This window comes from Neisseria bacilliformis (assembly GCF_014055025.1).
Lineage (GTDB): Bacteria > Pseudomonadota > Gammaproteobacteria > Burkholderiales > Neisseriaceae > Neisseria > Neisseria bacilliformis.
Genome location: NZ_CP059571.1, coordinates 621,192 through 643,418, shown reverse-complemented (window position 1 = coordinate 643,418; position 22,227 = coordinate 621,192). Strand labels below are relative to the sequence as shown.

General features: G+C 58.8%; 23 protein-coding genes. 3 read left to right on the top strand and 20 right to left on the bottom strand.

The window, feature by feature from the left end; all coding sequences use genetic code 11:
- Positions 1 to 67: 67 nt before the first annotated feature.
- A complete protein-coding gene (locus tag H3L91_RS03225; protein WP_007342059.1) occupies positions 68 to 817 on the bottom strand; it encodes a GNAT family N-acetyltransferase in 750 nt (249 codons plus the stop codon).
- A gap of 265 nt (positions 818 to 1,082) precedes the next feature.
- Between H3L91_RS03225 and pgeF the strand changes: the two genes are divergently transcribed.
- The 3 genes from pgeF to rdgB all read left to right on the top strand — a co-directional run bounded on the left by pgeF (position 1,083) and on the right by rdgB (position 2,865).
- Complete coding sequence (gene pgeF / locus H3L91_RS03220; RefSeq protein WP_040659359.1) at positions 1,083 to 1,859, top strand: peptidoglycan editing factor PgeF; 777 nt, start codon at positions 1,083 to 1,085, stop codon at positions 1,857 to 1,859.
- A gap of 147 nt (positions 1,860 to 2,006) precedes the next feature.
- Positions 2,007 to 2,279, top strand: a complete 273-nt coding sequence (locus tag H3L91_RS03215; protein WP_007342056.1) for an NGO_0222 family membrane protein — start codon at positions 2,007 to 2,009, stop codon at positions 2,277 to 2,279.
- Positions 2,272 to 2,865 (top strand): RdgB/HAM1 family non-canonical purine NTP pyrophosphatase, encoded by a 594-nt coding sequence (gene rdgB, locus H3L91_RS03210; protein ID WP_007342055.1) that lies wholly within the window; start codon positions 2,272 to 2,274, stop codon positions 2,863 to 2,865. The genes H3L91_RS03215 and rdgB overlap by 8 nt, the downstream gene beginning before the upstream one ends.
- A gap of 106 nt (positions 2,866 to 2,971) precedes the next feature.
- Here rdgB and nuoN read toward each other — a convergent pair whose 3' ends face one another.
- The 19 genes from nuoN to ndhC all read right to left on the bottom strand — a co-directional run bounded on the left by nuoN (position 2,972) and on the right by ndhC (position 22,043).
- Complete coding sequence (nuoN, locus tag H3L91_RS03205; protein WP_007342054.1) at positions 2,972 to 4,414, bottom strand: NADH-quinone oxidoreductase subunit NuoN; 1,443 nt, start codon at positions 4,412 to 4,414, stop codon at positions 2,972 to 2,974.
- Positions 4,415 to 4,423: 9 nt separating this feature from the next.
- A complete protein-coding gene (locus H3L91_RS03200; protein ID WP_007342053.1) occupies positions 4,424 to 5,923 on the bottom strand; it encodes an NADH-quinone oxidoreductase subunit M in 1,500 nt (499 codons plus the stop codon).
- A gap of 180 nt (positions 5,924 to 6,103) precedes the next feature.
- Positions 6,104 to 6,424, bottom strand: coding sequence for a cupin domain-containing protein (locus tag H3L91_RS03195; protein WP_007342052.1), 321 nt, complete (start codon positions 6,422 to 6,424; stop codon positions 6,104 to 6,106).
- A gap of 224 nt (positions 6,425 to 6,648) precedes the next feature.
- Positions 6,649 to 6,954 (bottom strand): chorismate mutase, encoded by a 306-nt coding sequence (locus H3L91_RS03190; RefSeq protein WP_007342051.1) that lies wholly within the window; start codon positions 6,952 to 6,954, stop codon positions 6,649 to 6,651.
- Between the two features lie 215 nt (positions 6,955 to 7,169).
- On the bottom strand, positions 7,170 to 9,197 hold the full coding sequence (gene nuoL, locus H3L91_RS03185; protein ID WP_007342050.1) for an NADH-quinone oxidoreductase subunit L: 2,028 nt from the start codon (positions 9,195 to 9,197) through the stop codon (positions 7,170 to 7,172).
- A 25-nt stretch (positions 9,198 to 9,222) separates the two neighbouring features.
- A complete protein-coding gene (locus H3L91_RS03180; RefSeq protein WP_154647183.1) occupies positions 9,223 to 9,486 on the bottom strand; it encodes a hypothetical protein in 264 nt (87 codons plus the stop codon).
- Positions 9,487 to 9,830: 344 nt separating this feature from the next.
- Positions 9,831 to 10,136 carry an NADH-quinone oxidoreductase subunit NuoK gene (gene nuoK, locus H3L91_RS03175; protein WP_007342048.1) on the bottom strand — a complete coding sequence of 102 codons (306 nt, stop codon included), beginning with the start codon at positions 10,134 to 10,136 and terminating at the stop codon, positions 9,831 to 9,833.
- A complete protein-coding gene (locus H3L91_RS03170; RefSeq protein ID WP_007342047.1) occupies positions 10,133 to 10,789 on the bottom strand; it encodes an NADH-quinone oxidoreductase subunit J in 657 nt (218 codons plus the stop codon). The genes nuoK and H3L91_RS03170 overlap by 4 nt, the downstream gene beginning before the upstream one ends.
- Positions 10,790 to 10,862: 73 nt before the next feature.
- Positions 10,863 to 11,222, bottom strand: a complete 360-nt coding sequence (locus tag H3L91_RS03165) for an EthD domain-containing protein (RefSeq protein WP_007342046.1) — start codon at positions 11,220 to 11,222, stop codon at positions 10,863 to 10,865.
- Between the two features lie 142 nt (positions 11,223 to 11,364).
- Positions 11,365 to 11,691, bottom strand: a complete 327-nt coding sequence (locus H3L91_RS03160; RefSeq protein ID WP_007342044.1) for an NAD(P)H-dependent oxidoreductase — start codon at positions 11,689 to 11,691, stop codon at positions 11,365 to 11,367.
- Between the two features lie 733 nt (positions 11,692 to 12,424).
- Positions 12,425 to 12,904 (bottom strand): NADH-quinone oxidoreductase subunit NuoI, encoded by a 480-nt coding sequence (gene nuoI / locus H3L91_RS03155; RefSeq protein WP_007342041.1) that lies wholly within the window; start codon positions 12,902 to 12,904, stop codon positions 12,425 to 12,427.
- A 272-nt stretch (positions 12,905 to 13,176) separates the two neighbouring features.
- Entirely contained in the window at positions 13,177 to 14,247 is a 1,071-nt protein-coding gene (gene nuoH / locus H3L91_RS03150) for an NADH-quinone oxidoreductase subunit NuoH (RefSeq protein WP_007342039.1), read from the bottom strand.
- A gap of 3 nt (positions 14,248 to 14,250) precedes the next feature.
- A complete protein-coding gene (gene nuoG / locus H3L91_RS03145; RefSeq protein ID WP_007342038.1) occupies positions 14,251 to 16,506 on the bottom strand; it encodes an NADH-quinone oxidoreductase subunit NuoG in 2,256 nt (751 codons plus the stop codon).
- 469 nt (positions 16,507 to 16,975) lie between these two features.
- Positions 16,976 to 18,271 (bottom strand): NADH-quinone oxidoreductase subunit NuoF, encoded by a 1,296-nt coding sequence (gene nuoF, locus H3L91_RS03140; RefSeq protein ID WP_007342037.1) that lies wholly within the window; start codon positions 18,269 to 18,271, stop codon positions 16,976 to 16,978.
- Between the two features lie 627 nt (positions 18,272 to 18,898).
- Positions 18,899 to 19,372 carry an NADH-quinone oxidoreductase subunit NuoE gene (gene nuoE / locus H3L91_RS03135; RefSeq protein ID WP_007342035.1) on the bottom strand — a complete coding sequence of 158 codons (474 nt, stop codon included), beginning with the start codon at positions 19,370 to 19,372 and terminating at the stop codon, positions 18,899 to 18,901.
- The gene (gene nuoD, locus H3L91_RS03130) at positions 19,372 to 20,628 is read right to left on the bottom strand and encodes an NADH dehydrogenase (quinone) subunit D (RefSeq protein ID WP_007342034.1); all 1,257 of its coding nucleotides are present in this window, start codon (positions 20,626 to 20,628) and stop codon (positions 19,372 to 19,374) included. The genes nuoE and nuoD overlap by 1 nt, the downstream gene beginning before the upstream one ends.
- Positions 20,618 to 21,208 carry an NADH-quinone oxidoreductase subunit C gene (locus H3L91_RS03125; RefSeq protein ID WP_007342033.1) on the bottom strand — a complete coding sequence of 197 codons (591 nt, stop codon included), beginning with the start codon at positions 21,206 to 21,208 and terminating at the stop codon, positions 20,618 to 20,620. The genes nuoD and H3L91_RS03125 overlap by 11 nt, the downstream gene beginning before the upstream one ends.
- Positions 21,209 to 21,216: 8 nt before the next feature.
- The gene (locus H3L91_RS03120) at positions 21,217 to 21,696 is read right to left on the bottom strand and encodes a NuoB/complex I 20 kDa subunit family protein (RefSeq protein WP_007342032.1); all 480 of its coding nucleotides are present in this window, start codon (positions 21,694 to 21,696) and stop codon (positions 21,217 to 21,219) included.
- Positions 21,687 to 22,043, bottom strand: a complete 357-nt coding sequence (gene ndhC, locus H3L91_RS03115; RefSeq protein WP_040659357.1) for an NADH-quinone oxidoreductase subunit A — start codon at positions 22,041 to 22,043, stop codon at positions 21,687 to 21,689. The genes H3L91_RS03120 and ndhC overlap by 10 nt, the downstream gene beginning before the upstream one ends.
- Positions 22,044 to 22,227 lie beyond the last annotated feature (184 nt).

Genomic DNA, 22,227 nt, shown 5'->3' with positions numbered 1-22,227 from the left:
TTTATATTATGAGGCCGTCTGAAAAGGCGTTTTTCGTTTTTCAGACGGCCTTATGGTTTGGTTGCGGTCAGGGTTTGGGGGCGAATTTTTGCAGATAGCGGTCGCTGAGCTGCGTGATGTCCATCATGATGAGCACGTCGGCGCAGTTGAAGGCTTCGTCGACGCAGGGTTCGCCGCAAAACCATGCGCCGGCTTTGAGGTAGCCTTTGATCAGGGCGGGGGTTTCGGGCTGTTCGGACGGGGTGATTTCTTCCCATTTCAAGGGGTTGAGCGGGCGCACGCGCCATTGTTCGGGGGCGAGGTGTTTGGTTTTGAGGATGTGGTACAGACCCGCCGCGTCGCGGCCGCCGTCGCGCATTTCGATGCTGCCGCAGCCGATCATGAAGCGCAGGTTTTCGTCTTTCATGAATTTGACCAAACCCGTCCACAGCAGCATGACGAGGCCGCCGTGGCGGTAGTCGGGGTGGGTGCAGGCGCGGCCGAGTTCCACGGTTTGCGGCAGGATGTCTTTGAGCGGGGCGAGGTCGAATTCGTGTTCGCTGTACCAGCCGCCGACCTTTTTGGCGGTGTCTTCGGTGATCAGGCGGTAGCAGCCGATGACTTCGCCGGTGGCGTCGTCGAAGGCGAGCAGGTGGTGGCAGTGTTCGTCGTAGGGGTCGGTATCGCGGCCGTCCACGCCTTGGATGTCCGCGCCCAGCTCTTGCGCGAACACGCGGTAGCGCAGGCGTTGCGCGGCTTCGATTTCTTCCTGCGTTTCGGCCAGACGCACGCTGAGGCCGATTTTGGGGCCGGTTTGGTTGAAACGGCTGTTCTGCATAAAGTTTCCGGGCAAGCTAAAAGGGCGGCATTATAAGGCAAAACACGGGGCAGACGCGCCGTTTTCTGTTTTTCGGAAACGTCATCCCCGCGTTTATGCTCCTAAGGAGGGAAGGCGGACACGGTCTCTGCGGCAGACAGAGGCCGTCTGAAAGCGCGGCTTCGGCGCGGCCAAACCCTGCCAGCAGCCGGAACACGGCCTGCGGTTGCCGCGCCCCGCGCCGCCGTGATACAAACCGCACTTTTTACGCGAACAACCAAAGATGTTGAAAACCCTGAATGAAGCCGTCGGCCTGAATCTTTCAGACGGCCTGTTCCTCCATGCCGACTGGCCCGCGCCCCCCAATGTCAAAACCCTGATTTCCACCCGCAACGGCGGCGTCAGCCAAGCCCCGTATGCCTCGCTCAACCTCGGCGCGCACGTCGGCGACGCGCCCGAACACGTCGCACACAACCGCGCCCTCGTCCAAGCCGCCGTGCCCGTGCCGCTGGCCTGGCTCGACCAAGTCCACAGCGCAACCGTCGTCCCCGCCGCCTCCGCCCTAAGCAAGCCGCCCCAGGCCGACGCATCCTTCGATTGCGGCGGCACGGCGGCCTGCGCGGTGATGACCGCCGACTGCCTGCCCGTGCTCTTTTGCACCGCCGACGGCCGCTGCGTTGCCGCCGCCCATGCCGGCTGGCGCGGCCTGGCCGCCGGCGTGCTGCAAAACACCGTCGCCGCCATGAAAGCCGATCCCGCAGACATCCTCGCCTACCTCGCCCCCGCCATCGGCCCGGATGCGTTTGAAATCGGCCAAGACGTGTGCGATGCCTTCTGCCGCCCCGACCCCGCCGCCGAAGCCGCCTTCACCGCCATCGGCGGCGGCAAATACCTTGCCGACATCTACGCCCTCGCCACCCGCGTCCTGCGCCGCGAAGGCGTAACGCGCATTTACGGCGGCGGCCGCTGCACCGTCATCGAACGCGACACCTTCTTCTCCTACCGCCGCGACGGCCAAACCGGCCGCATGGTCAGCGCGGTGTGGCTGGAACAGGCCGTCTGAAACACCGCTTCCGCGCCGCTGCGCAAACCCGAAAGGCCGTCTGAAAAACACCGCCGCAACGGTTTCAAGCCCGTCAAAACCCGTTTTCAGACGGCCTCAAACCCGCCGCCCCATCCGCTATAATCCCGCCTTTTTTTGCCCACCGCCATGAACAAACGCCGCGCCTACCTGCTGCTCACCCTCTCCTTTACCCTCTTCTTCATCGCCCTCGTCGGCGCGGGCGGCTGGCTGCTCGCCGCAGGCAGCCGCCAGTTCGCCCTCGCCTGCTTCCTCTTCGCCTTCGCCGCCGCCCTCGCCCAAATCACCGGCCTCGCCCTCTACGTCCGCGAACACGCCCGCGCCCAAGCCGCGCAGAGGCCGTCTGAAAACACCGCTGCGGCGCAGCCGAACCCCGAATCCGAAAGCAACCGCCATGTTTGAAAAAATCGTCCTCGCCAGCGGCAACGCCGGCAAACTCAAAGAATTCGCCCGCCTGTTTGCCGAGCGCGGCAGCGAAATCCTGCCGCAATCGCAGTTCGACACCCCCGAATGCCCCGAGCCGCACCCCACCTTTTTGGAAAACGCCCTCGCCAAAGCCCGCCACGCCGCCCGCCACAGCGGCCTGCCCGCACTGGCCGACGACAGCGGCATCTGCGCCGACGCCCTCGGCGGCGCACCCGGCATCCACTCCGCCCGCTACGCCGGCGAACACCCAAAATCCGATGCCGCCAACAACGCCAAACTCGCCGCCGATCTGGCCGGTAAAGCCGACAAAAGCTGCTACTACGTCTGCGTGCTCGTGCTCGTGCGCCACCCCGACGACCCGCAGCCCGTCGTCGCCGAAGGCATCTGGCGCGGCCAATGGAAAAACACGCCCGCAGGCGAACACGGCTTCGGCTACGACCCGCATTTTTACCTGCGCGAACACGGCTGCACCGCCGCCGAACTCGACCCCGACATCAAAAACCGCGAAAGCCACCGCGCCCAAGCCCTGCGTGAACTGATGAAAAAAATCGAGGCTTTGTAAACAAAAATCGCCGGGCGGTACATCTGCCGGGTGGCAAACATGAAAAAGGCCGTCTGAAAACCTTTAAACGGGTTTTCAGACGGCCTTTCGCTTTATTCGGGCTGTATCAGCCGGCGGCAGACTGTACGGCCTGTACGCACCAGTCCATCGCGCTTTGCGGCAGGATGCCCCATGCCAAGAGCAGCAGGGCGTTGGCCGAGAGCAGCACTTTGGCGGGGATGTTGGCGGCGGGGGCGCGCTCGCCCTGCGGGTCTTCAAAATAGATGCTGCGCACGACACGCAGGTAGTAGAACGCGCCGATCAGCGACATCACCACGGCAAATACGGCCAGCCACACATAGCCTTTGCCCACCAGCATTTGGATGACTTGCAGCTTGGCGTAGAAGCCGACCAGCGGCGGGATGCCGGCCATGGAAAACATGGTGAGCAGCATCAGGAAGGCATACCAGGCGTTGCGCTGGTTGAGGCCGGCCAGATCGCTGATGTTTTCGCATTCGGCGTTTTCGTCGGAAAGCTGCATCAGCACGCCGAAGCCGACGAGGGCGGTGGCGACGTAGGTCAGGGCGTAGTAGAGGCCGGAGGAGAAGCTGACGCTGCCGCCGAGGAAGCCCATCAGCACGAAGCCCATGTGCGACACGGTGGAGTAGGCCAGCATGCGTTTGATGTTGGTCTGCATGATGGCGGCGAGGTTGCCGATCAGCAGGGAGGCGACGGCGAGGATGACCAGCATCTGCGTCCAGTCGCCGTGTTCGTTGCTCATCGCGCCGTAGAGGATGCGGGCGGCGAACACGGCGGCGGCCATTTTCGGCGCGCTGCCGACGATGGCAGCTACGGAGGTGGGCGCGCCTTCGTATACGTCGGGCACCCACATGTGGAAGGGCACGGCGCCGAGTTTGAAGGCCACGGCCACGACGACGAACACCAGGCCGAGTTTCATCAGCCACGAGCTTTCGAGGCCGTTGTAGCTGTTGGCGAGGACGGTGGCGAAATCGAGCGAGCCGGTTGCGCCGTAAATCATGGAAATGCCGTAGAGCAGCAGGCCGGAGGCGAGCGCGCCGAGCACGAAGTATTTGAGCGCGGCTTCGGCGGAGCGGCCGGAATCGCGGCGCAGGGCGATGAGGGCGTAGAGCGACAGCGACAGGAGTTCCAGGCCGATGTAGGCGACGAGGAAATGCCCCGCGCTGGCCATCACGCTCATGCCCAAGAGGCCGAACAGCGAGAGGGTGTAGAACTCGCCGCTGAATATTTTGCGCGCTTTATTATACGGCTTGGCATACACGAAGGCGGCGGCCAGCGCGGCATACATGGTGAGCTTGGCCAGACGCGAGAGGCCGTCTGAAACATACATATCGCTGAAAATACTGGCGGAAGCGGCAGGCACATAACATTGCGCGGCCGCCGTCAGTGCCAACACCAGCAGGCTCAAATAATGGGTAACGCCGCGCCGTTTTTCCGGCAGCCACAAATCAATCAGCAATACCGCCGAGAGGCCGCACAGCAGCACGATTTCGGGCAGTGCGGGGAGCAGGTTCAAACTAGTCGTATTCATTCACACACCTCAAATCTTGCTTTGCGCCACATGTGCCATCAAGTCGTTGGCGGCCTGATGCACCACCGCGATAAACGGCTCCGGCCATAAACCCATGCCCAGCACGGTAACGGCCAGCACGGCCAGAATCAGAAACTCGCGGGCGTTGATGTCTTTCATTTCGGCCACGTGCGGGTTGGTAATGGCGCCGAAAATCACGCGCTTGTACATCCACAGCGTGTAAGACGCGCCCAAAATCAGCGTAATGGCAGCCAACAGGCCGACCCAGAAGTTCACTGCCACCGAGCCCATAATCACCATAAACTCGCCGACAAAGCCGGAAGTGGCGGGCAGGCCGGCGTTGGCCATGCCGAACAGCATCATAAAGGCGGCAAACTTGGGCATCACGTTCACCACGCCGCCGTAATCGGCGATATTGCGCGTGTGCAGGCGGTCGTACATCACGCCGATGCACATAAACATCGCGGCGGAAACAAAGCCGTGCGAAATCATCTGCATGATCGCGCCCTTCACCGCCCAGTCGTTCAGACGGCCGTCAAGAAACAGGAACATGCCCAGCGTAACGAAACCCATATGGCTGATAGACGAATACGCCACCAGTTTTTTCATATCGGTCTGCACCAGCGCGACCATGCCGATGTAAATCACCGCAATCAGACTCAACACCACAATCACCGGCGCGAAATAACGCGACGCGTCGGGCAGAATCGGCAGGATAAAGCGCAGGAAACCGTATGCGCCCACTTTCAGCGTGATCGCCGCCAGCACCATCGAGCCGCCCGTGGGGGCTTCGACGTGCGCGTCCGGCAGCCAGGTGTGCACCGGCCACATCGGCACTTTCACGGCAAACGACAGGAAAAACGCCACAAACAAAAGCTGTTGGATACCGAGCGGAATCTGTTTCAGGTTTTGGAAATCGGCAATCATAAAGCTGCCGCCCGCCTGATACGACAGGTAAACCAAAGCCACCAGCATCAAAAGCGAACCCATCAGCGTATAGAGAAACAGCTTCACCGACGCATACACGCGGCGCGGGCCGCCCCACACGCCGATAATCAGATACAGCGGAATCAGCATGCCCTCGAAGAACACGTAAAACAGCAGGGCATCCTGCGCCGCAAACGCGCCGTTAATCAGGCCGCTCATAATCAGGAAGGCTGCCATATACTGCGCGGGGCGTTTCTGAATCACTTCCCAGCCCGCCAGCACCACCATCAGCGTGATAAAGGCGTTGAGGATGACAAACAGCACCGAAATACCGTCCACGCCCAGCGAGTAGTTGATGCGCAAAAGCGGAATCCACTCGTGGAACTCGGTAAACTGATAGCCGCCGCTCAAACGGTCGAAACCCGTAAACAAGGGCAGCGTTACCAAGAAACCGGCAAGCGCACCGATTAAAGCGAGCATACGGGCAAGCGGCGCACGGCTGTCCGGCCCCGTCGCCAAAACCAGCACGCCCGCAGCGATGGGTATCCATATTGCCAAGCTGAGTAGGTAGTTGGAAAACATAGTGGTTAACCTGTGGGTAAAATAAAAATATAGTTGTGAGGGTTGGTTTTTCAGACGACGTTTTAAGAGGTCGTCTGAAAAAGATTATGTGTATTTTGCGTATGGCGGAATCAAGAAAAACGTATATCTGCCGTCATTCTTTCATTCCATTGCCGCCTGAAACCTTCTTTTCAGACGACCTCAAACACTGCCTTCTTTCTCGATCACCAAAATCCGCGCTTCGCCGCACGGATGGGCGACGTGTTCCGTGCCGATTCCTGCGTAGAAGATGTCGCCGCTTTTCAACCGAACGATATGTTCTTCACCGTTTTCTCGGTAGTGCATATCGACTTCGCCGTCCATCACGGCAAACACTTCCTCGCCGTCGTTGATGTGCCATTTGTAGGGCTGGTCCGTCCAGTGCAGGCGCACGGTGATGCCGTTCATATCGGCGATGTCGAGTGCGCCCCATGCACGGGAAGCGGTAAATTCGGCGGAGCGGATGGTTTGTGTATCGGGCATTTTCGCGCCTCTTTGATTCTGTATCTAGATAAACCTGTCGATACAACTGTTTATTAAATCCCGTCATTCCCGCGCAGGCGGGAATCCAGAACGTAGATTTTAGGAAGCCTTTTTCCTTGACAGTTTTACGCGCCGGTAGGTCTGGATTCCCGCCTGCGCGGGAATGACGGCGGTCGGCAAACTCAGTATCTATCCAAGTAAATCAATTATGACCGAAATGTTGGCTACGCCCCGTCGGTACGGTTGGTTTCCATCTCAAGTTTAATGAACGCATCAATCATGCTGCGCCAAACTGCTTCGGCTACTTCGGGCGACAAACCGACCTTTTCGGCATAGGCACGGCGCGAGGCAATCACTTGAGCTACCCGTTCGGGCGCGGAAACCGCCTGCACATCGTTTTTAGGTTTCAGACGGCCTGCCTGCCGTACCAGCTTCTGCCGGCGGGCAAGTAATTCTATTAATTCCTTGTCCAAACCGTCGATGGCTTCGCGGACTTCGTCTAGGGTTTGCGGTAATTTGTCTTCAACCATTGTTTCTCGTGTTTCCTTTTTCAGACGACCTAAACGTCGTCTGAAAATCTCATCCTTACCTGAAATCCCGATATGCCGTAGGTCGGATTCTCGAATCCGACACGCTGCACTATTTTCTTTTTCATGTCGGATACAAGTATCCGACCTACAACTTGAATGGTTCTTTTCAGACGACCTCTAAACCGACTACGGACAAGTCGTCTGAAACTCTGCCTTTATCTGAACAAGCCCCAGAAGGTCATGCCGAGCAGGACCAATACGCCGAACACCATAGCGGCGGCGTAGGTGTAGATAAAGCCGGTTTGTACTTTACGTACCTGCGCGGCAATCGCGCCGACCAGTTTGGTGGAGCCGTTGACAATGCCGTTGTCGATAATGGCGGTATCGCCGACTTTCCAGAAGAAGTTGCCCAATGCGCGCGTGCCTTTGGCGAAGACGTTGAAATAAAGGGCGTCGAGGTAGTATTTGTTTTCAAACAAAACGTAAACCGGACGGAACGCCTGCGCGATTTTGGCGGGCAGGTGCGGCAGTTTGACGTACAAAAGCCATGCGCTCAATACGCCTGCGATAGCGAGATAGAGGACGGGCGAATGCAGGCTGTGCGACACCATTGCCAATGCGCCGTGGAACTCTTCTTTCATAATGTGCATGGTCGGATGCGCGTCGGCGTTGACGAAAATCACGTCTTTGAAGAAATCGCCGTAGAGCATGGGTTCGATGGCGATGTAGCCGATGATGACGGACGGAATCGCAAGCAGAATCAGCGGCAGGGTAACGACCAGCGGGCTTTCGTGCGGATTGTCGTTTTTGCCCAGGCCGTGATGGTGGCCGTCTGAATGGTGGTCGTCGTGGTGCTCGGGCAGCTCGCGCCATTTTTCCTTGCCGTGGAAGACCATAAAGTATTGGCGGAACGCGTAAAACGCGGTTACAAACACGCTGGCGAGTACGGCGAAGTAGGCAAAGCCGCTGCCGGGTAGGTTACTGAGTTTGGCCGCTTCGATGATGGAATCTTTGGAGTAGAAACCGGAGAAGAAGGGCGTGCCGATAAGTGCCAGATTGCCCAGCAGCATAGTGAGCCAAGTGATGGGCATGTATTTTTTCAGGTTGCCCATATGGCGCATGTCTTGGTCGTGGTGCATGCCGATGATGGTGCTGCCGGCGGCGAGAAACAGCAGGGCTTTAAAGAAGGCGTGGGTCATCACATGGAACATGGCCACGGAGTAGGCCGACGCGCCCAGCGCCACGGTCATATAGCCGAGCTGCGACAGGGTGGAATAGGCCACCACGCGTTTGATGTCGTTTTGAATCGTGCCGAGAAAGCCCATAAACAGCGCGGTAATCGCGCCGATGACCATAATCACGCTCAAGGCGGTGCTGCTCAATTCGTAAATCGGCGACATACGCGACACCATAAACAGACCGGCGGTAACCATGGTGGCCGCGTGAATCAGCGCGGAAATCGGCGTCGGGCCTTCCATCGAGTCGGGCAGCCACACATGCAGCGGGAATTGGGCGGATTTACCCATCGCGCCGACAAACAGCAGCAGGCAGGTTACGGTAACCAGCGACCACTGCACGCCCGGAATCAGCTCGATGGTGGCATTTTGCACCTGCGGCAGATAGGCGAACACGTCGGCGTAGCGCAGGCTGCCGCCGAAATAGGCCAGCACCAGCGCGATGCCCAGCACAAAGCCGAAGTCGCCGACGCGGTTGACCAAAAACGCTTTCAGGTTGGCAAAGGTGGCCGACGGTTTTTTGAAATAGAAACCGATCAACAGATACGACACCAAGCCCACCGCTTCCCAGCCGAAGAAAAGCTGGATGAAGTTGTTGGACATAATCAGCATCAGCATGCTGAATGTAAACAAGGAGATATAGCTGAAAAAGCGTTGGTAGCCGACTTCTTCGTCGTGCATATAGCCAATGGTGTAGATATGCACCATCAGCGACACGCCGGTGACCACCGCCATCATCATCGCCGTCATCGAATCGACCAGAAAGCCGACCGAGAAATCAATGCCGCCCATTGTCAGCCAGGTATAGACGTTTTCGTCAAACTTGGCGCGCGAGCCGTCGATAAAGCCCCACAACACCCAGCCGGACAACACGGCCGACACCGCCACGCCGAGTATCGTTACCGAATGCGCCCCTGCGCGGCCGATTTTATTGCCGAACAGCCCCGCCAGCAGCGAGCCCGCCAGCGGCAGAAGGGCGATGGTGAGGTATAAAGTCATATCAGTCATGTTGTGAACCTTAGGGGTTGAACTTTTAATCTCGGGTTGCGGGCGGTCTTTTCAGACGGCCTTTTGCGTAGGTCGGATTCTTGAATCCGACGTTTTCCCACGCGGGGAAATGAGGTTTCAGGCTGCCTTGCTGCCGCTTGGGGCGGCTGTCAGATACAAGTATCCGACCTACGGTTGCTTGTGTTTTCAGGCTGCCTTTGAGGCCGTCTGAAAATGGTGTTATTTCTACCGCCGTCATTCCCGCGCAGGCGGGAATATCGCGCAGGCGGGAATCTTGTTTGGGCTTCAACAATCGGCGGTTTAAACCTGCATTCGTTCAATTCCACCGAGATTCCCGCCTGCGCGGGAATGACGTCTGTGGTGGGGCGGCTGTTTGCGGGTTTTAGTTTTGTAGGTCGGGCATTTATGCCCGACATTTTTCACATTTGCCGGCGTTTGTCGGGCATAAATGCCCGACCTACTCGCTACGGTTTTTCAGACGGCCTTTGCGTAGGTCGGATTCTTGTATCCGACGTTTTCCCGCACGGGGAAATGGGTTTTAGCTTCGCTGAAACTCGCGTTGCTTGTTTTCAGTCTGCCTTTGAGGCCGCCGTGGGGCGTCTGTCGGATATAAGTATCCGACCTACGTCCGCCCTACCCTTTCAGGCTGTCCAAATCGGTGATGTTGATGCTCTTACGGTTGCGGTACACCAGCACCATAATCGCCAAACCGATCGCGCTTTCGGCGGCGGCGACGGTGAGGACGAAAAACACGAAAATCTGCCCCGCCGTGTCGCCGAGGTATTGCGAAAAGGCGATAAAGTTGAAATTCACCGCCAAGAGCATCAGCTCGATCGACATCAGCAATACCAGCACGTTTTTGCGGTTCATAAAAATGCCCATCGCACTGATGCCGAACAGGAGCGCGGCCAGTACCAGATAGTGTGTGAGCGTAATCATGCTTTGCCCTCCTCGGCGGCGGTTTCGGGGGTTTCGGGAACGGACGGGGTTTGCACCATCGGCTGCATTTTCACCAGTTTCATGCGGCCTTTGGAGGCGTCCACTTTCACCTGCTCGGCCGGATCCATGCGTTTGGGGTTGTTCGACTTGCGGTGCACGAGGGCGATGGCGGCGACCATGCCGAGCAGCAGCAGCACGGCGGCCAGCTCGAAGGGCAGCATATAGGTGGTGTAAATCTGGCGGCCGAGTTCGCGCACATTGCTGTGGTCGGCGGGCACGTCGACCATTGCGCCGAAGGCGGCGAGGTTGGTTTTGGGCGACACCAGTATCAGGATGAGGGCGACGGCCATCAGCACGCCGACGGTGGCGGCCACCGGCGCGTTGCGCCAGAAGCCTTTGCGCATTTCCTCCACGTCGATGTTGAGCATCATCACCACGAACAGGAACAGCACCATCACCGCGCCCACATACACCACCACCAGCGTGATGCCGAGGAATTCGGCCTGCATCAGCATCCACATCATCGCGCTCATACAGAAAGTGAGCACCAGATACAGCGCGGCATGCACCGGGTTTTTCACGGTTACGGTTTTCAGCGCGCCGAACAGGATGATGGCGGCGAGGGTGTAGAACATAATCAGTTGGAAGCTCATACAGGTCTTTCCGGTGGAGGTTTTTCAATGCTTTTCAGACGGCCTTTTTTTGGGGTCTGGGCTGCCTTTGACTTCAAATCACGCGCTCTTCTTCGCCAAACCACATGACGGAATGCTGCAAATCCACGAACTCGGCTTCATTCTCGCGCAGTGCGGCCAGTGCCGCCTGCCCTGCTTCGGTTTCGCGGGCGCGTTGGAAATCGTTGCGGCTGTCGTACCACAGCTCGCCCATCGCATCAAACGCAAACGGCAGCGTGCCGCGCTGGGTGGCAGGTTGCGCACCGGCCTGAAACGGCAGCGTTTTGGCGTAATGGCGGATATTCAGTACGTCCTTCAAACCCAGCACTTTTTCAGAATGCTGCTGCCAGCGGGCGATAAATGCCTCGGTGTCGAGTTCGGGTTTCTTCTTTACCAGCATAATGATTTTAAACATTTTATTTTTCCTTTCAGGCTTTCCCCGGCTGCATGGCTATGGGTTTCAGACGGCCTGTTTGGTTTTTCAGGTAGCCTTTTACGGTTTTAAGCTGCCTGCGCCGGCGCATCCAGCCACGCCACATAATCCGTCGCGCTTTGCTCTATCGCCTGCAAAGCGGCTTCGGTGTAGCCCGCGTTGCTGTCGATGGTGTGGAAGGCAAACATCGGGCGGTAGTCGGCGTTGCAGTAGCGCAGGGACAATTCAAACGGGCGTTGAACCAATACACGGGAAACTGCAATACCAAAGCCTGATGCGCGTCTGCCAGCCGCTGTTCGGCGGCGATGTCGATTTTGCCGTCGGGGTAGGCGGCGTAAAGCTCGTGCACGGTAAAGCGTTCGGGGTATCGGCGCAATTGGGCAAGCCAGCGTTTGTTGACGGCGGACTGCGCGATGTTCGGGTGCGCGGCGATAACGAGGGTTTTGCTCATGGTGCTGCTCCTGTTTGGATTTCAGGCTGCCTTTTGCGTTTCAGGCTGCTTTTGCTTTGCCGCGTGCGTGGCGGAGCCACACACCCTACGTTACTTGTGTTTTCAGTTTGTAGGTCGGGCATTGATGCCCGACATGTTTCAAATTGGCCGGCGTTTGTCGGGCATAAATGCCCGACCTACTTTACTTCAATCCCGTCATTCCCGCGCAGGCGGGAATCTTGGTTGGGGTTCGGGCGGCGGTTGGTTGCTTCTGTCTCCCTCCCCTGCCCTGCGGGGGAGGGTCGGGGTGGGGGTGGGCGTTTCGGCAGAAACGCTTTTTTTCGTTGGCGGGTGTGGCGGGTGTTTCTGTTGCGCCGCCGCCCCTACCCTAGCCCTCCCCCGCAAGCGTGAGAGGGGATGATGTTGCTGTGGTTTTTACGATTTCAGCTTTGTAGCTTGGGTCTTGACCCAACATGGTTTTCGGTTCGGCATGGCTGTTGGGTTTGCAACCCAACCTACCTTGCTGCGTTTGGTTTTTCTGCCCCGTCATTCCCGCGCAGGCGGGAATCTTGGTTGAGGCGGGCGGCGGTTGGGGTTGGCCGCCTTTGCTGTTGTGCCGCCAAGATTCCCGCCTGCGCGGGAATGACGGCAGATATTTTTCTATTGCCGGTGTTTGTCGGGCATAAGTGCCCGACCTACTCACTAATGACGGCAGTTTAAGGTTTTCAGGTAACCTTTTGCCTTTCAAGCTGCCTCAACGGTACGGCGCGTCGGCGGCTTTGCGTTTGGCGATTTCTTCTTCGTATTGGTCGCCGATGGCCAGCAGCATGGGTTTGGTGAAGTGCAGGTCGCCCTTTTTCTCGCCGTGGTACTCGAAGATGTGGGTTTCCACAATCGCGTCGGTGGGGCAGGCTTCTTCGCAGAAGCCGCAGAAGATGCACTTGGTCAGGTCGATGTCGTAGCGGGTGGTGCGGCGGGTGCCGTCTTCGCGCTCTTCGGATTCGATGTTGATGGCCATGGCGGGGCAGACGGCTTCGCACAGTTTACAGGCAATGCAGCGCTCTTCGCCGTTCGGATAGCGGCGTTGGGCGTGCAGGCCGCGAAAGCGCACGGATTGCGGGGTTTTTTCTTCGGGGAAGTAAATCGTGTCTTTGCGGGCAAAGAAGTTTTTGAGCGTTACGCCCATACCTTTAACAAGTTCGCCGAGCAGGAAGGTTTTGACTAGGTTTGCCATTTGGGTTTGTCTCCTCCGGTTTGGGGGGATTTTGGTGTTGGGTTTGGTGTTTGCTTTTCAGACGGCCTGTTGCGTTTCAGGCTGCTTTTGCTTTCCGCGTGCGTGGCGGAGCCGCACACCCTACTTGGTTTCTTCTCCCGTCATTCCCGCGCAGGCGGGAATCCGGTTTGGGGTTTGGGCGGCGGTTGGGGCTGGCCGCCCTTGCTGTTGCGCCGCCAAGATTCCCGCCTGCGCGGGAATGACGGCAGTTTCGGGTTTTCAGACGGCCTCAATCACTTCCACAAACTCAGCGGGGTGGCCATCCATACGGCGTACACGACGATGGCGATAAAGCCCACGGGAATCAGCACTTTCCAGCCGAGGCGCATGATTTGGTCGTAGCGGTAGCGCGGGAAGGTGGCACGTATCCACAGGTAGCCGTACAGCACCATCGCCATTTTGGCGAACATCCAGATTGCGCTGGGGGTACCGATGATGCCCCAGCTTTGCGGGAAGGGGGAGAGCCAGCCGCCGAGGAACATGATGGAGGTGAGCGCGCCGATTAAAATCATAAAAATGTATTCGGCTAGGAAAAATAGGGCGAAAGCGAAGCCGGAGTATTCGACGTGGAAACCGGCGACGATTTCGCTCTCGCCCTCTGCCACGTCAAACGGGGCGCGGTTGGTTTCGGCCACGGCGGAAATCAGGTACACGAGGAATACGGGAAACAGGGTAAACCAGTTCCACGAGAAGATGGAGCCTCCGGCGATGCCTTTGGCCTGCGCGGCGACGATTTCGTTAAAGTTCAGGCTGCCGGACACCATAATCACGCACACGAGGGCGGCGGACATGGCGATTTCGTAGGAAATGGTCTGCGCGGAGGAGCGCATCGCGCCGAGAAAGGCGTATTTGGAGTTGCTTGCCCAGCCCGCGATGATGACGCCGTACACCGACAGCGAAGTAATCATCAGGATGTACAGCAGGCTCACGTCCACATTGGTCAAGAGCCATTTGTCGGAAAACGGCACCACCGCCCAGGCGGCGAAGGAGGGCGCGAGCGAGAGCATGGGGCCGATGTAGAACAGCCATTTGTTCGAGCTGCTGGGGCGGGTTACTTCTTTGAACAGCAGTTTGAACACGTCGGCAAACGGCTGGATCAGCCCCCAGGGGCCGGTTACGTTGGGGCCGACGCGCAGCTGCATAAAGCCGATGACTTTGCGCTCGAAATAGGTCAGATACGCCACAGTCAGAATCAGCGGAATCAAGATGATGACGATTTTGACGATTACCGACACGATCAGGCCGATGTCGCTGCCCATCGGGCCGAACCAGCCGGAAAACAGGGTTTGGAACCATTCCTGCATTTGTTATGCCCTTTCCAATACGATGGCGTTCATCAGGCCGCCGAGCGCGGCGTTGGCCGGGTGCAGCGGCAGGTGCACCACGTTTTGCGGCAGCGTGCCGTCCGCTTCCAGCGGCACGCGCACGGCCGCGCCGTTTTGTTTGGCGACGGCTTCGGATGCGCCTGCCAGCCCCAGATCGGCCAGCGTCTGCGGGTGGACGCGGGCAGCGGGAATCTGCGCGTGCGAAGTTTCCTGTAAGGGGGCGGAGCGGCGCACGATGGCGTCGGTGTGGTACACGCCCACGCCGCCGATGCGGGTGAGTTTTGAGGCCGTCTGAATAGTGTCGAAGCTGCCGTTCGCGCGGTTATTCAGTTTTTCAGGCAGCCTTTCGGCATCCAGCGCGTCTTTCAAAATCTCTTCGGTGCTGTCGTAGTCGAAGCCGTCGATATTGAGCAGGTTGCCCAGCACGCGCAGGATTTTCCACAGCGGGCGGCTTTCGCCGTAGCCCTGAACGACACCGTAGAAGGATTGCAGACGGCCTTCCATATTGATGAGGCTGCCGGAAGTTTCGGTAAACGGGGCGATGGGCAGCAGGATGTCGCACACATCGAGCAGGGTGTCGCTCTCATACGGGGTAAACGCCATCACGCTTTTGGCCTGTTTGAGCGCGGCCACGGCCGCCGCGCCGCCTGCCACGTCGATTTCGGGTTCGACGTTCAACAGCAGCACGCCCTGTTTGGGCTGGGCGAGCATCTCGGTGATGCTGCCGCCGTCAAAGCCCAACACGTCGGCGCCGACGCTGTTGGCCGCCTGCGGCAGGATGCCGAGGCTTGCGCCGGTGGCGTCCGCCAATTCCTGCGCGGCGGCATACACGGCGGCATAGTCGGGGTGGTTCTGCGCGTCCGCGCCGAGCAGCACAAAGGCTTTTTCGGCATTTTTCAGGCTGCCTGCGATGCCGTTTTCCAAATCGGCGGCGAGGTTTTTCAGGCAGTCTGCCCACTGCGCGGGGTGTACGGTTTCTTGTGCCAGCAGCGGTATAAACAGCTGTTCTTTATTGGCGGCGACAATGCTCACCTGCGAGCCGTTGCCTGCCGCGCGGCGCAGGCGGGCAGTTAAGAGCGGCTGTTCTTTGCGCAGGTTCGCGCCGATAACCAGCACCGCGCCCGCGTCGTTTAAGTCAGCAATCGCGCCGCCGAGCCACTGCGCGCCTTTCAGGCTGCCTTTGAGGCGTCCGTCCTGCTCGCGCAGGCGGCTGGCGGTGTGGGTGATGCCCAGGCCGTTTGCCAGTTTTTTGGCAAGGAACAGCTCTTCGACGGTGTTCATCGGGTTCGCCCAAATGCCGATTTGTTCTTGGTTGCCGTCTTTGGCGATGCACTCGATGCCGTTGCGCACGTATTCGAGCGCGGTTTTCCAATCGACATCGATCCATTCGCCGCCCTGCTTGATTTTCGGGTTTTTCAGACGGCTTTCGTGGTACAGGCCTTCGTAGGCGAAACGGTCGCGGTCGGACAGCCAGCATTCGTTGATGTCTTCGTTGTCCAGCGGCAGCACGCGGCGCACGGTGTGCTCTTTGGTTTGCACAATCAGGTTGCTGCCCAAGGAATCGTGGGCGGAAACGGATTTGCGGCGGTTCAATTCCCAGGAGCGGGCGTTGAAGCGGAAGGGTTTGCTGGTGAGTGCGCCGACGGGGCACAAATCGATCACATTGCCGGAAAGCTCGGTTTCCACCGCTTTGCCGATAAAGGGCATGATTTCGGAATGCTCGCCACGGTTGGCAATGCCGATTTCCTGCATACCGGCGATTTCTTCGGTGAAGCGCACGCAGCGCGAGCAGTGGATGCAGCGGCTCATTTCGGCGGCGGAAATCAAGGGTCCCATGTCTTTGCCGACGACGGCGCGCTTGGCTTCGGTGTAGCGGCTGGTGGTTTTGCCGTAGCCCATTGCCAAGTCTTGCAGCTGGCACTCGCCGCCCTTGTCGCACACCGGACAATCGAGCGGGTGGTTGATCAGCAGGAACTCCATCACCCCTTCCTGCGCCTGACGCGCTTTTTCGGAATGGGTGCGCACCACCATGCCGTCGGTTACCGGCGTGGCGCAGGCCGGCAGCGGCTTGGGCGCTTTTTCCACTTCCACCAGGCACATGCGGCAGTTGGCGGCAATGGAGAGTTTCTTGTGGTAGCAGAAGTGGGGGATGTAGGTGCCGAGCTTCTGCGCGGCTTCGATCACTGTCGCGCCCTGCTCTACCGAGACTTCTTTACCGTCGATCTGGATTTGTAACATGGTGGTTTCCTAGTTACGGGTTTTTTAATTGGGTAATGGTTTGGCTTTCAGGCTGCCTTGCGGCTATGCGTTTTTCAGACGGCCTGAAGGGGGTGTTTTTTGGGGTTTCAGGCTGCTTTTGAGGCCGTCTGAAAACAAGGTTTCTACTACTGCCGTCATTCCCGCGCAGGCGGGAATCTGGTTGGGGTTCGGGCGGCGGTTGTTTCTTCCGCCTCCCTCCCCTGCCCTGCGGGGGGGGGGGGGCGGGGTGGGGGTGTGCGTTTCTGCGGAAACGCTTTTTTTGTTGGCGGGGGTGGTGGGGGTTTCTGTTGCGCCACCACCCCCACCCTAGCCCTCCCCGCGAGCGGGAGAGGGAACGCCGTTGCTGCAGTTTGGGCGTTTGTAGGTCGAGCATTTATGCCCGACATTTTTCAATTTTTCCGGCGGGTGTCGGGCATGAATGCCCGACCTACGGGTTTTCAGGCTGCCTTTAACACCATTTGTGCGCTTTCATCGGTTTGCCGTGTTCGATGTAGTGGATGAACTCGTCGCGGTAGTGTTTCATAAAGCCGCGCACGGGGAAGACGGCGGCGTCGGCTAGGGCGCAGATGGTGCGACCGGCCATGTTGTTGCCGACGGATTCGAGCAGGTCGAGGTCTTCCATTTTTCCCTGGCCGTTGACGATGCGGTGGACGATACGGTAGAGCCAGCCGGTGCCTTCGCGGCAGGGGGTGCATTGGCCGCAGGATTCTTCAAAGTAGAAGTAGCTGAGGCGTTCGAGGGCTTTGACCATGCAGACGTCTTCGTCCATGACGATGACTGCGCCGGAGCCGAGCATGGAGCCGGCTTTGGCGATGGAGTCGTAGTCCATGTTCAGCGTCATCATGACGTCGCCGGGGATGACGGGCGAGGAGGAGCCGCCGGGGATGACGGCTTTGAGTTTTTTGCCGTTTTTCATGCCGCCGGCCATTTCGAGCAGCTCGGCAAAGGGGGTGCCGAGGGGGACTTCGTAGTTGCCGGGGCGTTCGACGTGGCCGGAGATGGAAAACAGTTTGGTGCCGCCTGCGTTTTCTATTCCTTTGTCAGCAAAGGTTTTTCCGCCGTCGCGGATGATGAAGGGGACGGAGGAGAAAGTTTCGGTATTGTTGATGGTGGTGGGCTTGCCGAACAGGCCGAAGGAGGCGGGGAAGGGGGGCTTGAAGCGGGGCTGGCCTTTTTTGCCTTCGAGGCTTTCGAGCAGGGCGGTTTCTTCGCCGCAGATGTATGCGCCGTAGCCGTGGTGGGCGTAGAGCTCGAAGTTGAAGCCGCTGCCGAGGATGTTTTGGCCGAGATAGCCGGCGGCGCGGGCTTGGGCGAGGGCTTGTTCAAAGCGTTGGTAGCCCTCAAAAATTTCGCCGTGGATGTAGTTGTAGCCTGCGGCCGCGCCCATGGCGTAGCCGCCGATAATCATGCCTTCGATGAGGGCATGGGGGTTGTACAGGATGATGTCGCGGTCTTTGAAGGTGCCGGGTTCGCCTTCGTCGGTGTTGCAGACAACGTATTTCTCGCCGGGGAAGGAGCGGGGCATAAAGCTCCATTTGAGGCCGGAAGGGAAGCCCGCGCCGCCGCGCCCGCGCAGGCCGGAGGTTTTGACTTCGGCGATGACGTCGTCTTGGCTGGTGTTTTCGGACAGGATTTTGCGCAGGGCTTGGTAGCCGCCGCGTTGGAGGTAGGCATCGAGTGTCCAGCAGTCGGGGGCGGTGGTGTCGACGTTTTCAAAGATGACGCCGTTTTGGTAAATGGCCATGGTGCTTGCTCGGGTTGGGTTGTTTGGTTTCGGCTTGGCAGCTCTGCTACGCTACGCAGGTAGCTTTTGGGGCTGCTTGGTTTGTGTATTCAGACGGCCTTTGGGGTTTCAGGCTGCTTTGAGGCCGTCTGAAAAGGTGTTTTTCGTTCTCCCTCCCCTGCCCTGCGGGGGAGGGTCGGGGTGGGGGTGGGCGTTTCTGCGGAAACGCTTTTTGCGGCGGCGGGTGTGGCGGGCGTTTCTCAAACTCCGCCGCCCCACCCTAGCCCTCCCCCGCAAGTGGGAGAGGGGACGCTGTGGCTGTGGGTTTTATATTTTCAGGTAGCCTTTTGACGTTTCAGGCTACCTTGCGTTTTTGTTGGGTCTAGACCCAACCTACATTGTTTTTCCGCGTGCGTGGCGGAGCCACACACCCTACGTTTGCTGTCCCGCCGCCGTGATTCCCGCACAGGCGGGAATCTTGTTTGGGGGGGCGGCGGCGGGCGGGTTTGGTTGCTGTTGTTATCGTTTCACCCAGATTCACGCCTGAGCGGGAATGACGTCCGTGGGGTGGTTTGGCTTTTCAGGCTGCTTTGGGTTTGCCCGCGTGCGTGGCTTGCACCTCACACCCTACGGCGGGTTTCAGACTGCCTATTGCAGTTCGGCGAGTTTCTGTTCGATGGCTTCTTCGGTCATAAAGCTGCACATTTTGTGGTTGTTGAGCAGCATGACGGGGGCGTCGCCGCAGGCGCCCATGCATTCGCCTTCGATAAGGGTGAATTTGCCGTCGGGGGTGGTTTCGCCGTAGCCGATGCCGAGTTTTTTCTTCAAATACTCGCCGGCATCGACGCCGCCGCGCAGGGCGCAGGGGAGGTTGGTGCAGACGGTGAGTTTGTATTTGCCGACGGGTTGCAGGTTGTACATGTTGTAAAACGTAGCGACTTCGTAGGCGGCAACGGGAGCGATGCCGATGTAGTCGGCGACAAATTCGATGGTTTCGGGGGCGAGCCAGCCTTTTTCTGTTTGGGCGATGCGCAGGGCGGCCATCACGGCGGATCGGCGGCGGTCGGCGGGGTATTTGGCCAGTTCGATGTCGATTTGTTTGAGGGATTCTGGGGTTAGCATTATCTGTCTACCTCTCCGAATACGATGTCTTGGGTGCCGATGATGGCGACGACGTCGGCAAGCATGTGGCCTTTGGCCATTTCGTCCATGCCTTGCAGGTGGGCGAAGCCGGGGGCGCGGATTTTCAGGCGGTAGGGTTTGTTGGCGCCGTCGGAGATGATGTACACGCCGAATTCGCCTTTGGGGTGTTCGACGGCGGTGTAGGTTTCGCCTTCGGGGACGTGCATGCCTTCGGTGAAGAGTTTGAAGTGGTGGATCAAATCTTCCATGCCCATTTTCATTTCGGTGCGCTTGGGCGGGGCGACTTTGTGGTCGCCGGTGATGACGGGGCCGGGGTTGTGTTTGAGCCAGTCGGAGCACTGCTGGATGATGCGGACGGACTGGCGCATTTCGTTGATGCGGCAGAGGTAGCGGTCGTAGCAGTCGCCGTTGAGGCCGACGGGGATGTCGAAGTCCATTTGGTCGTAGACTTCGTAGGGCTGGGTTTTGCGTACGTCCCATTCGATGCCAGAGCCGCGCAGCATGACGCCGGTGAAGCCTTTCTGCATGGCGCGCTCGGGGGAGACGACGCCGATGCCGACGGTGCGCTGTTTCCAGATGCGGTTGTCGGTGAGCAGGGTTTCGAGGGTGTCGATGCGGCTGGGGAAGCGTTGGCAGAAGGCGTCGATAAAGTCAAGCATGGTGCCTTCGCGGGCTTCGTTGAGTTCTTTCAATACCTTGGCGTTGCGGAATTTGCTGGCTTCGTATTTGGGCATGAAGTCGGGCAGGTCGCGGTAGACGCCGCCGGGGCGGAAGTAGGCGGCGTGCATGCGCGCGCCGGAGACGGCTTCGTAGAGATCCATCAGTTCTTCGCGATCGCGGAAGGCATAGAGGATGGCGGTCATGGCGCCGATGTCGAGGGCGTGCGAGCCGATGCCCATCAAATGATTGAGGATGCGCGTTACTTCGGCAAACATGGTGCGGATGTATTTGGCGCGGATGGGGATGTCGATGCCGAGCAGTTTTTCTACGGCGAGACAATACGCCTGCTCGTTGACCATCATGGATACGTAGTCGAGCCTGTCCATATAGGGCAGGTTTTGCAGGTAGGTGCGGGTTTCGGCGAGTTTTTCGGTGCCTCGGTGCAAGAGGCCGATATGGGGGTCGGCGCGGACGATGGTTTCGCCTTCGAGTTCCAAAATCATGCGCAGCACGCCGTGGGCGGCGGGGTGCTGGGGGCCGAAGTTGATTGTGTAGTTTCTAAGTTTAGTGGCCACCGTAGTTCTCCTCGCGGACGACGCGCGGAGTGATTTCGCGCGGTTCGATGGTTACGGGCTGGTAGATGACGCGCTTCTCGGCTTCGTCGTAGCGCATTTCTACGTAGCCGGAAACGGGGAAGTCTTTGCGGAAGGGGTGGCCGACAAAGCCGTAGTCGGTGAGGATGCGGCGCAGGTCGGGATGGTTGTTGAAGATGATGCCGTACATGTCGAAGGCTTCGCGCTCGTACCAGTCGGCGCTGTTGTAAACAGGCACGACGGATTCGACCACGGGGAAGCCGTCGTCGTCCGCCCACACGCGCACGCGGATGCGCTGGTTGTTTTTAACGGACAGGAGCTGGCTGACGGCGGCAAAGCGTTTGCCCTGCCATGCTTGGTTTTTGTAGGTACTGTAATCGACGCCGCACAAGTCCACCAGAAGCTCGAAGTGCAGCTCTTCGTGGTCGCGCAGGGTGGTCATTACGTCCAGATAGTGCTCAGCGCGGCATTCGACGGTTACTTCGCCGAAGGCCAGGATGATATTGCTCGCTTTGTCGCCCAAGATGCGCGATGCGGCGGCGTGTAAGTCATTGGCGTGCATGGCGGCTCCTAGTTGCGGGCGATGGTGTAGGTGCGTTTGATTTTGCCCTGCAACTGGATCAGGCCGTACAGCAGGGCTTCGGCGGTGGGCGGGCAGCCGGGGACGTACACATCCACCGGCACGACGCGGTCGCAGCCGCGCACGACGGAGTAGGAGTAGTGGTAGTAGCCACCACCGTTGGCGCAGGAACCCATCGACAGCACCCAGCGCGGTTCGGCCATCTGGTCGTACACGCGGCGCAGGGCGGGCGCCATTTTATTGGTGAGCGTGCCGGCCACAATCATCAGGTCGGACTGGCGCGGCGAGGGGCGGAAGATGATGCCGAAGCGGTCGAGGTCGTAACGCGCCATGCCGGCGTGCATCATTTCCACGGCGCAGCAGGCCAAACCGAACGTTACCGGCCACAGCGAGCCGGTACGCATATAGTTGAGCACGGTGTCCGCGCTGGTGGTGATGAACCCTTTGTTCAATACGCCTTCTATTCCCATTCCAGCGCTCCTTTTTTCCATTCGTAAACAAAACCGATGCCTAAAACAACGATAAACACCAGCATCGGCCACAGCGCGGGCGCGCCCAGCTCTTTGAACACCACCGCCCACGGGATGACGAAGGCGATTTCCAAGTCGAACAGGATAAACAGTATCGCCACCAGATAGTAGCGCACGTCGAATTTCATGCGCGCGTTTTCAAACGCCTCGAAGCCGCACTCGAAAGGCGTGTCTTTTTCAGCATAGTGGCGGTTCGGCCCGAGCAGCAGCCCGAGCGCGATAAACAGCACGCCGGCTGCGAGGCCGACGAGCATAAAGATGAATACGGGGAAGTAATTGGAGAGCATGATATTCGTACCCGAACCGGTGGTGTACAACCAAATCAAACAGGCCGCCATTTTAGCCAAATCAGGGCGTGTTTTAAAGATGGCAAAATCAAAATTCCGAAAAAAAGTTCAATAATTTCAACAACTAAATGATAATTGTTATTACTGGTTTACGATTTGCTTATATTTCCGAACCATTCCCCGC

Excerpts from the sequence above, each read along its gene's own strand:
- H3L91_RS03225 (WP_007342059.1), bottom strand. The coding sequence starts at position 817 with ATGCAGAACAGCCGTTTCAACCAAACCGGCCCCAAAATCGGCCTCAGC.
- H3L91_RS03215 (WP_007342056.1), top strand. The coding sequence starts at position 2,007 with ATGAACAAACGCCGCGCCTACCTGCTGCTCACCCTCTCCTTTACCCTC.
- rdgB (WP_007342055.1), top strand. The coding sequence starts at position 2,272 with ATGTTTGAAAAAATCGTCCTCGCCAGCGGCAACGCCGGCAAACTCAAA.
- nuoN (WP_007342054.1), bottom strand. The coding sequence starts at position 4,414 with ATGAATACGACTAGTTTGAACCTGCTCCCCGCACTGCCCGAAATCGTG.
- H3L91_RS03200 (WP_007342053.1), bottom strand. The coding sequence starts at position 5,923 with ATGTTTTCCAACTACCTACTCAGCTTGGCAATATGGATACCCATCGCT.
- H3L91_RS03195 (WP_007342052.1), bottom strand. The coding sequence starts at position 6,424 with ATGCCCGATACACAAACCATCCGCTCCGCCGAATTTACCGCTTCCCGT.
- H3L91_RS03190 (WP_007342051.1), bottom strand. The coding sequence starts at position 6,954 with ATGGTTGAAGACAAATTACCGCAAACCCTAGACGAAGTCCGCGAAGCC.
- nuoL (WP_007342050.1), bottom strand. The coding sequence starts at position 9,197 with ATGACTGATATGACTTTATACCTCACCATCGCCCTTCTGCCGCTGGCG.
- nuoK (WP_007342048.1), bottom strand. The coding sequence starts at position 10,136 with ATGATTACGCTCACACACTATCTGGTACTGGCCGCGCTCCTGTTCGGC.
- H3L91_RS03170 (WP_007342047.1), bottom strand. The coding sequence starts at position 10,789 with ATGAGCTTCCAACTGATTATGTTCTACACCCTCGCCGCCATCATCCTG.
- H3L91_RS03165 (WP_007342046.1), bottom strand. The coding sequence starts at position 11,222 with ATGTTTAAAATCATTATGCTGGTAAAGAAGAAACCCGAACTCGACACC.
- H3L91_RS03160 (WP_007342044.1), bottom strand. The coding sequence starts at position 11,691 with ATGAGCAAAACCCTCGTTATCGCCGCGCACCCGAACATCGCGCAGTCC.
- nuoI (WP_007342041.1), bottom strand. The coding sequence starts at position 12,904 with ATGGCAAACCTAGTCAAAACCTTCCTGCTCGGCGAACTTGTTAAAGGT.
- nuoH (WP_007342039.1), bottom strand. The coding sequence starts at position 14,247 with ATGCAGGAATGGTTCCAAACCCTGTTTTCCGGCTGGTTCGGCCCGATG.
- nuoG (WP_007342038.1), bottom strand. The coding sequence starts at position 16,506 with ATGTTACAAATCCAGATCGACGGTAAAGAAGTCTCGGTAGAGCAGGGC.
- nuoF (WP_007342037.1), bottom strand. The coding sequence starts at position 18,271 with ATGGCCATTTACCAAAACGGCGTCATCTTTGAAAACGTCGACACCACC.
- nuoE (WP_007342035.1), bottom strand. The coding sequence starts at position 19,372 with ATGCTAACCCCAGAATCCCTCAAACAAATCGACATCGAACTGGCCAAA.
- H3L91_RS03125 (WP_007342033.1), bottom strand. The coding sequence starts at position 21,208 with ATGCACGCCAATGACTTACACGCCGCCGCATCGCGCATCTTGGGCGAC.
- H3L91_RS03120 (WP_007342032.1), bottom strand. The coding sequence starts at position 21,696 with ATGGGAATAGAAGGCGTATTGAACAAAGGGTTCATCACCACCAGCGCG.
- ndhC (WP_040659357.1), bottom strand. The coding sequence starts at position 22,043 with ATGCTCTCCAATTACTTCCCCGTATTCATCTTTATGCTCGTCGGCCTC.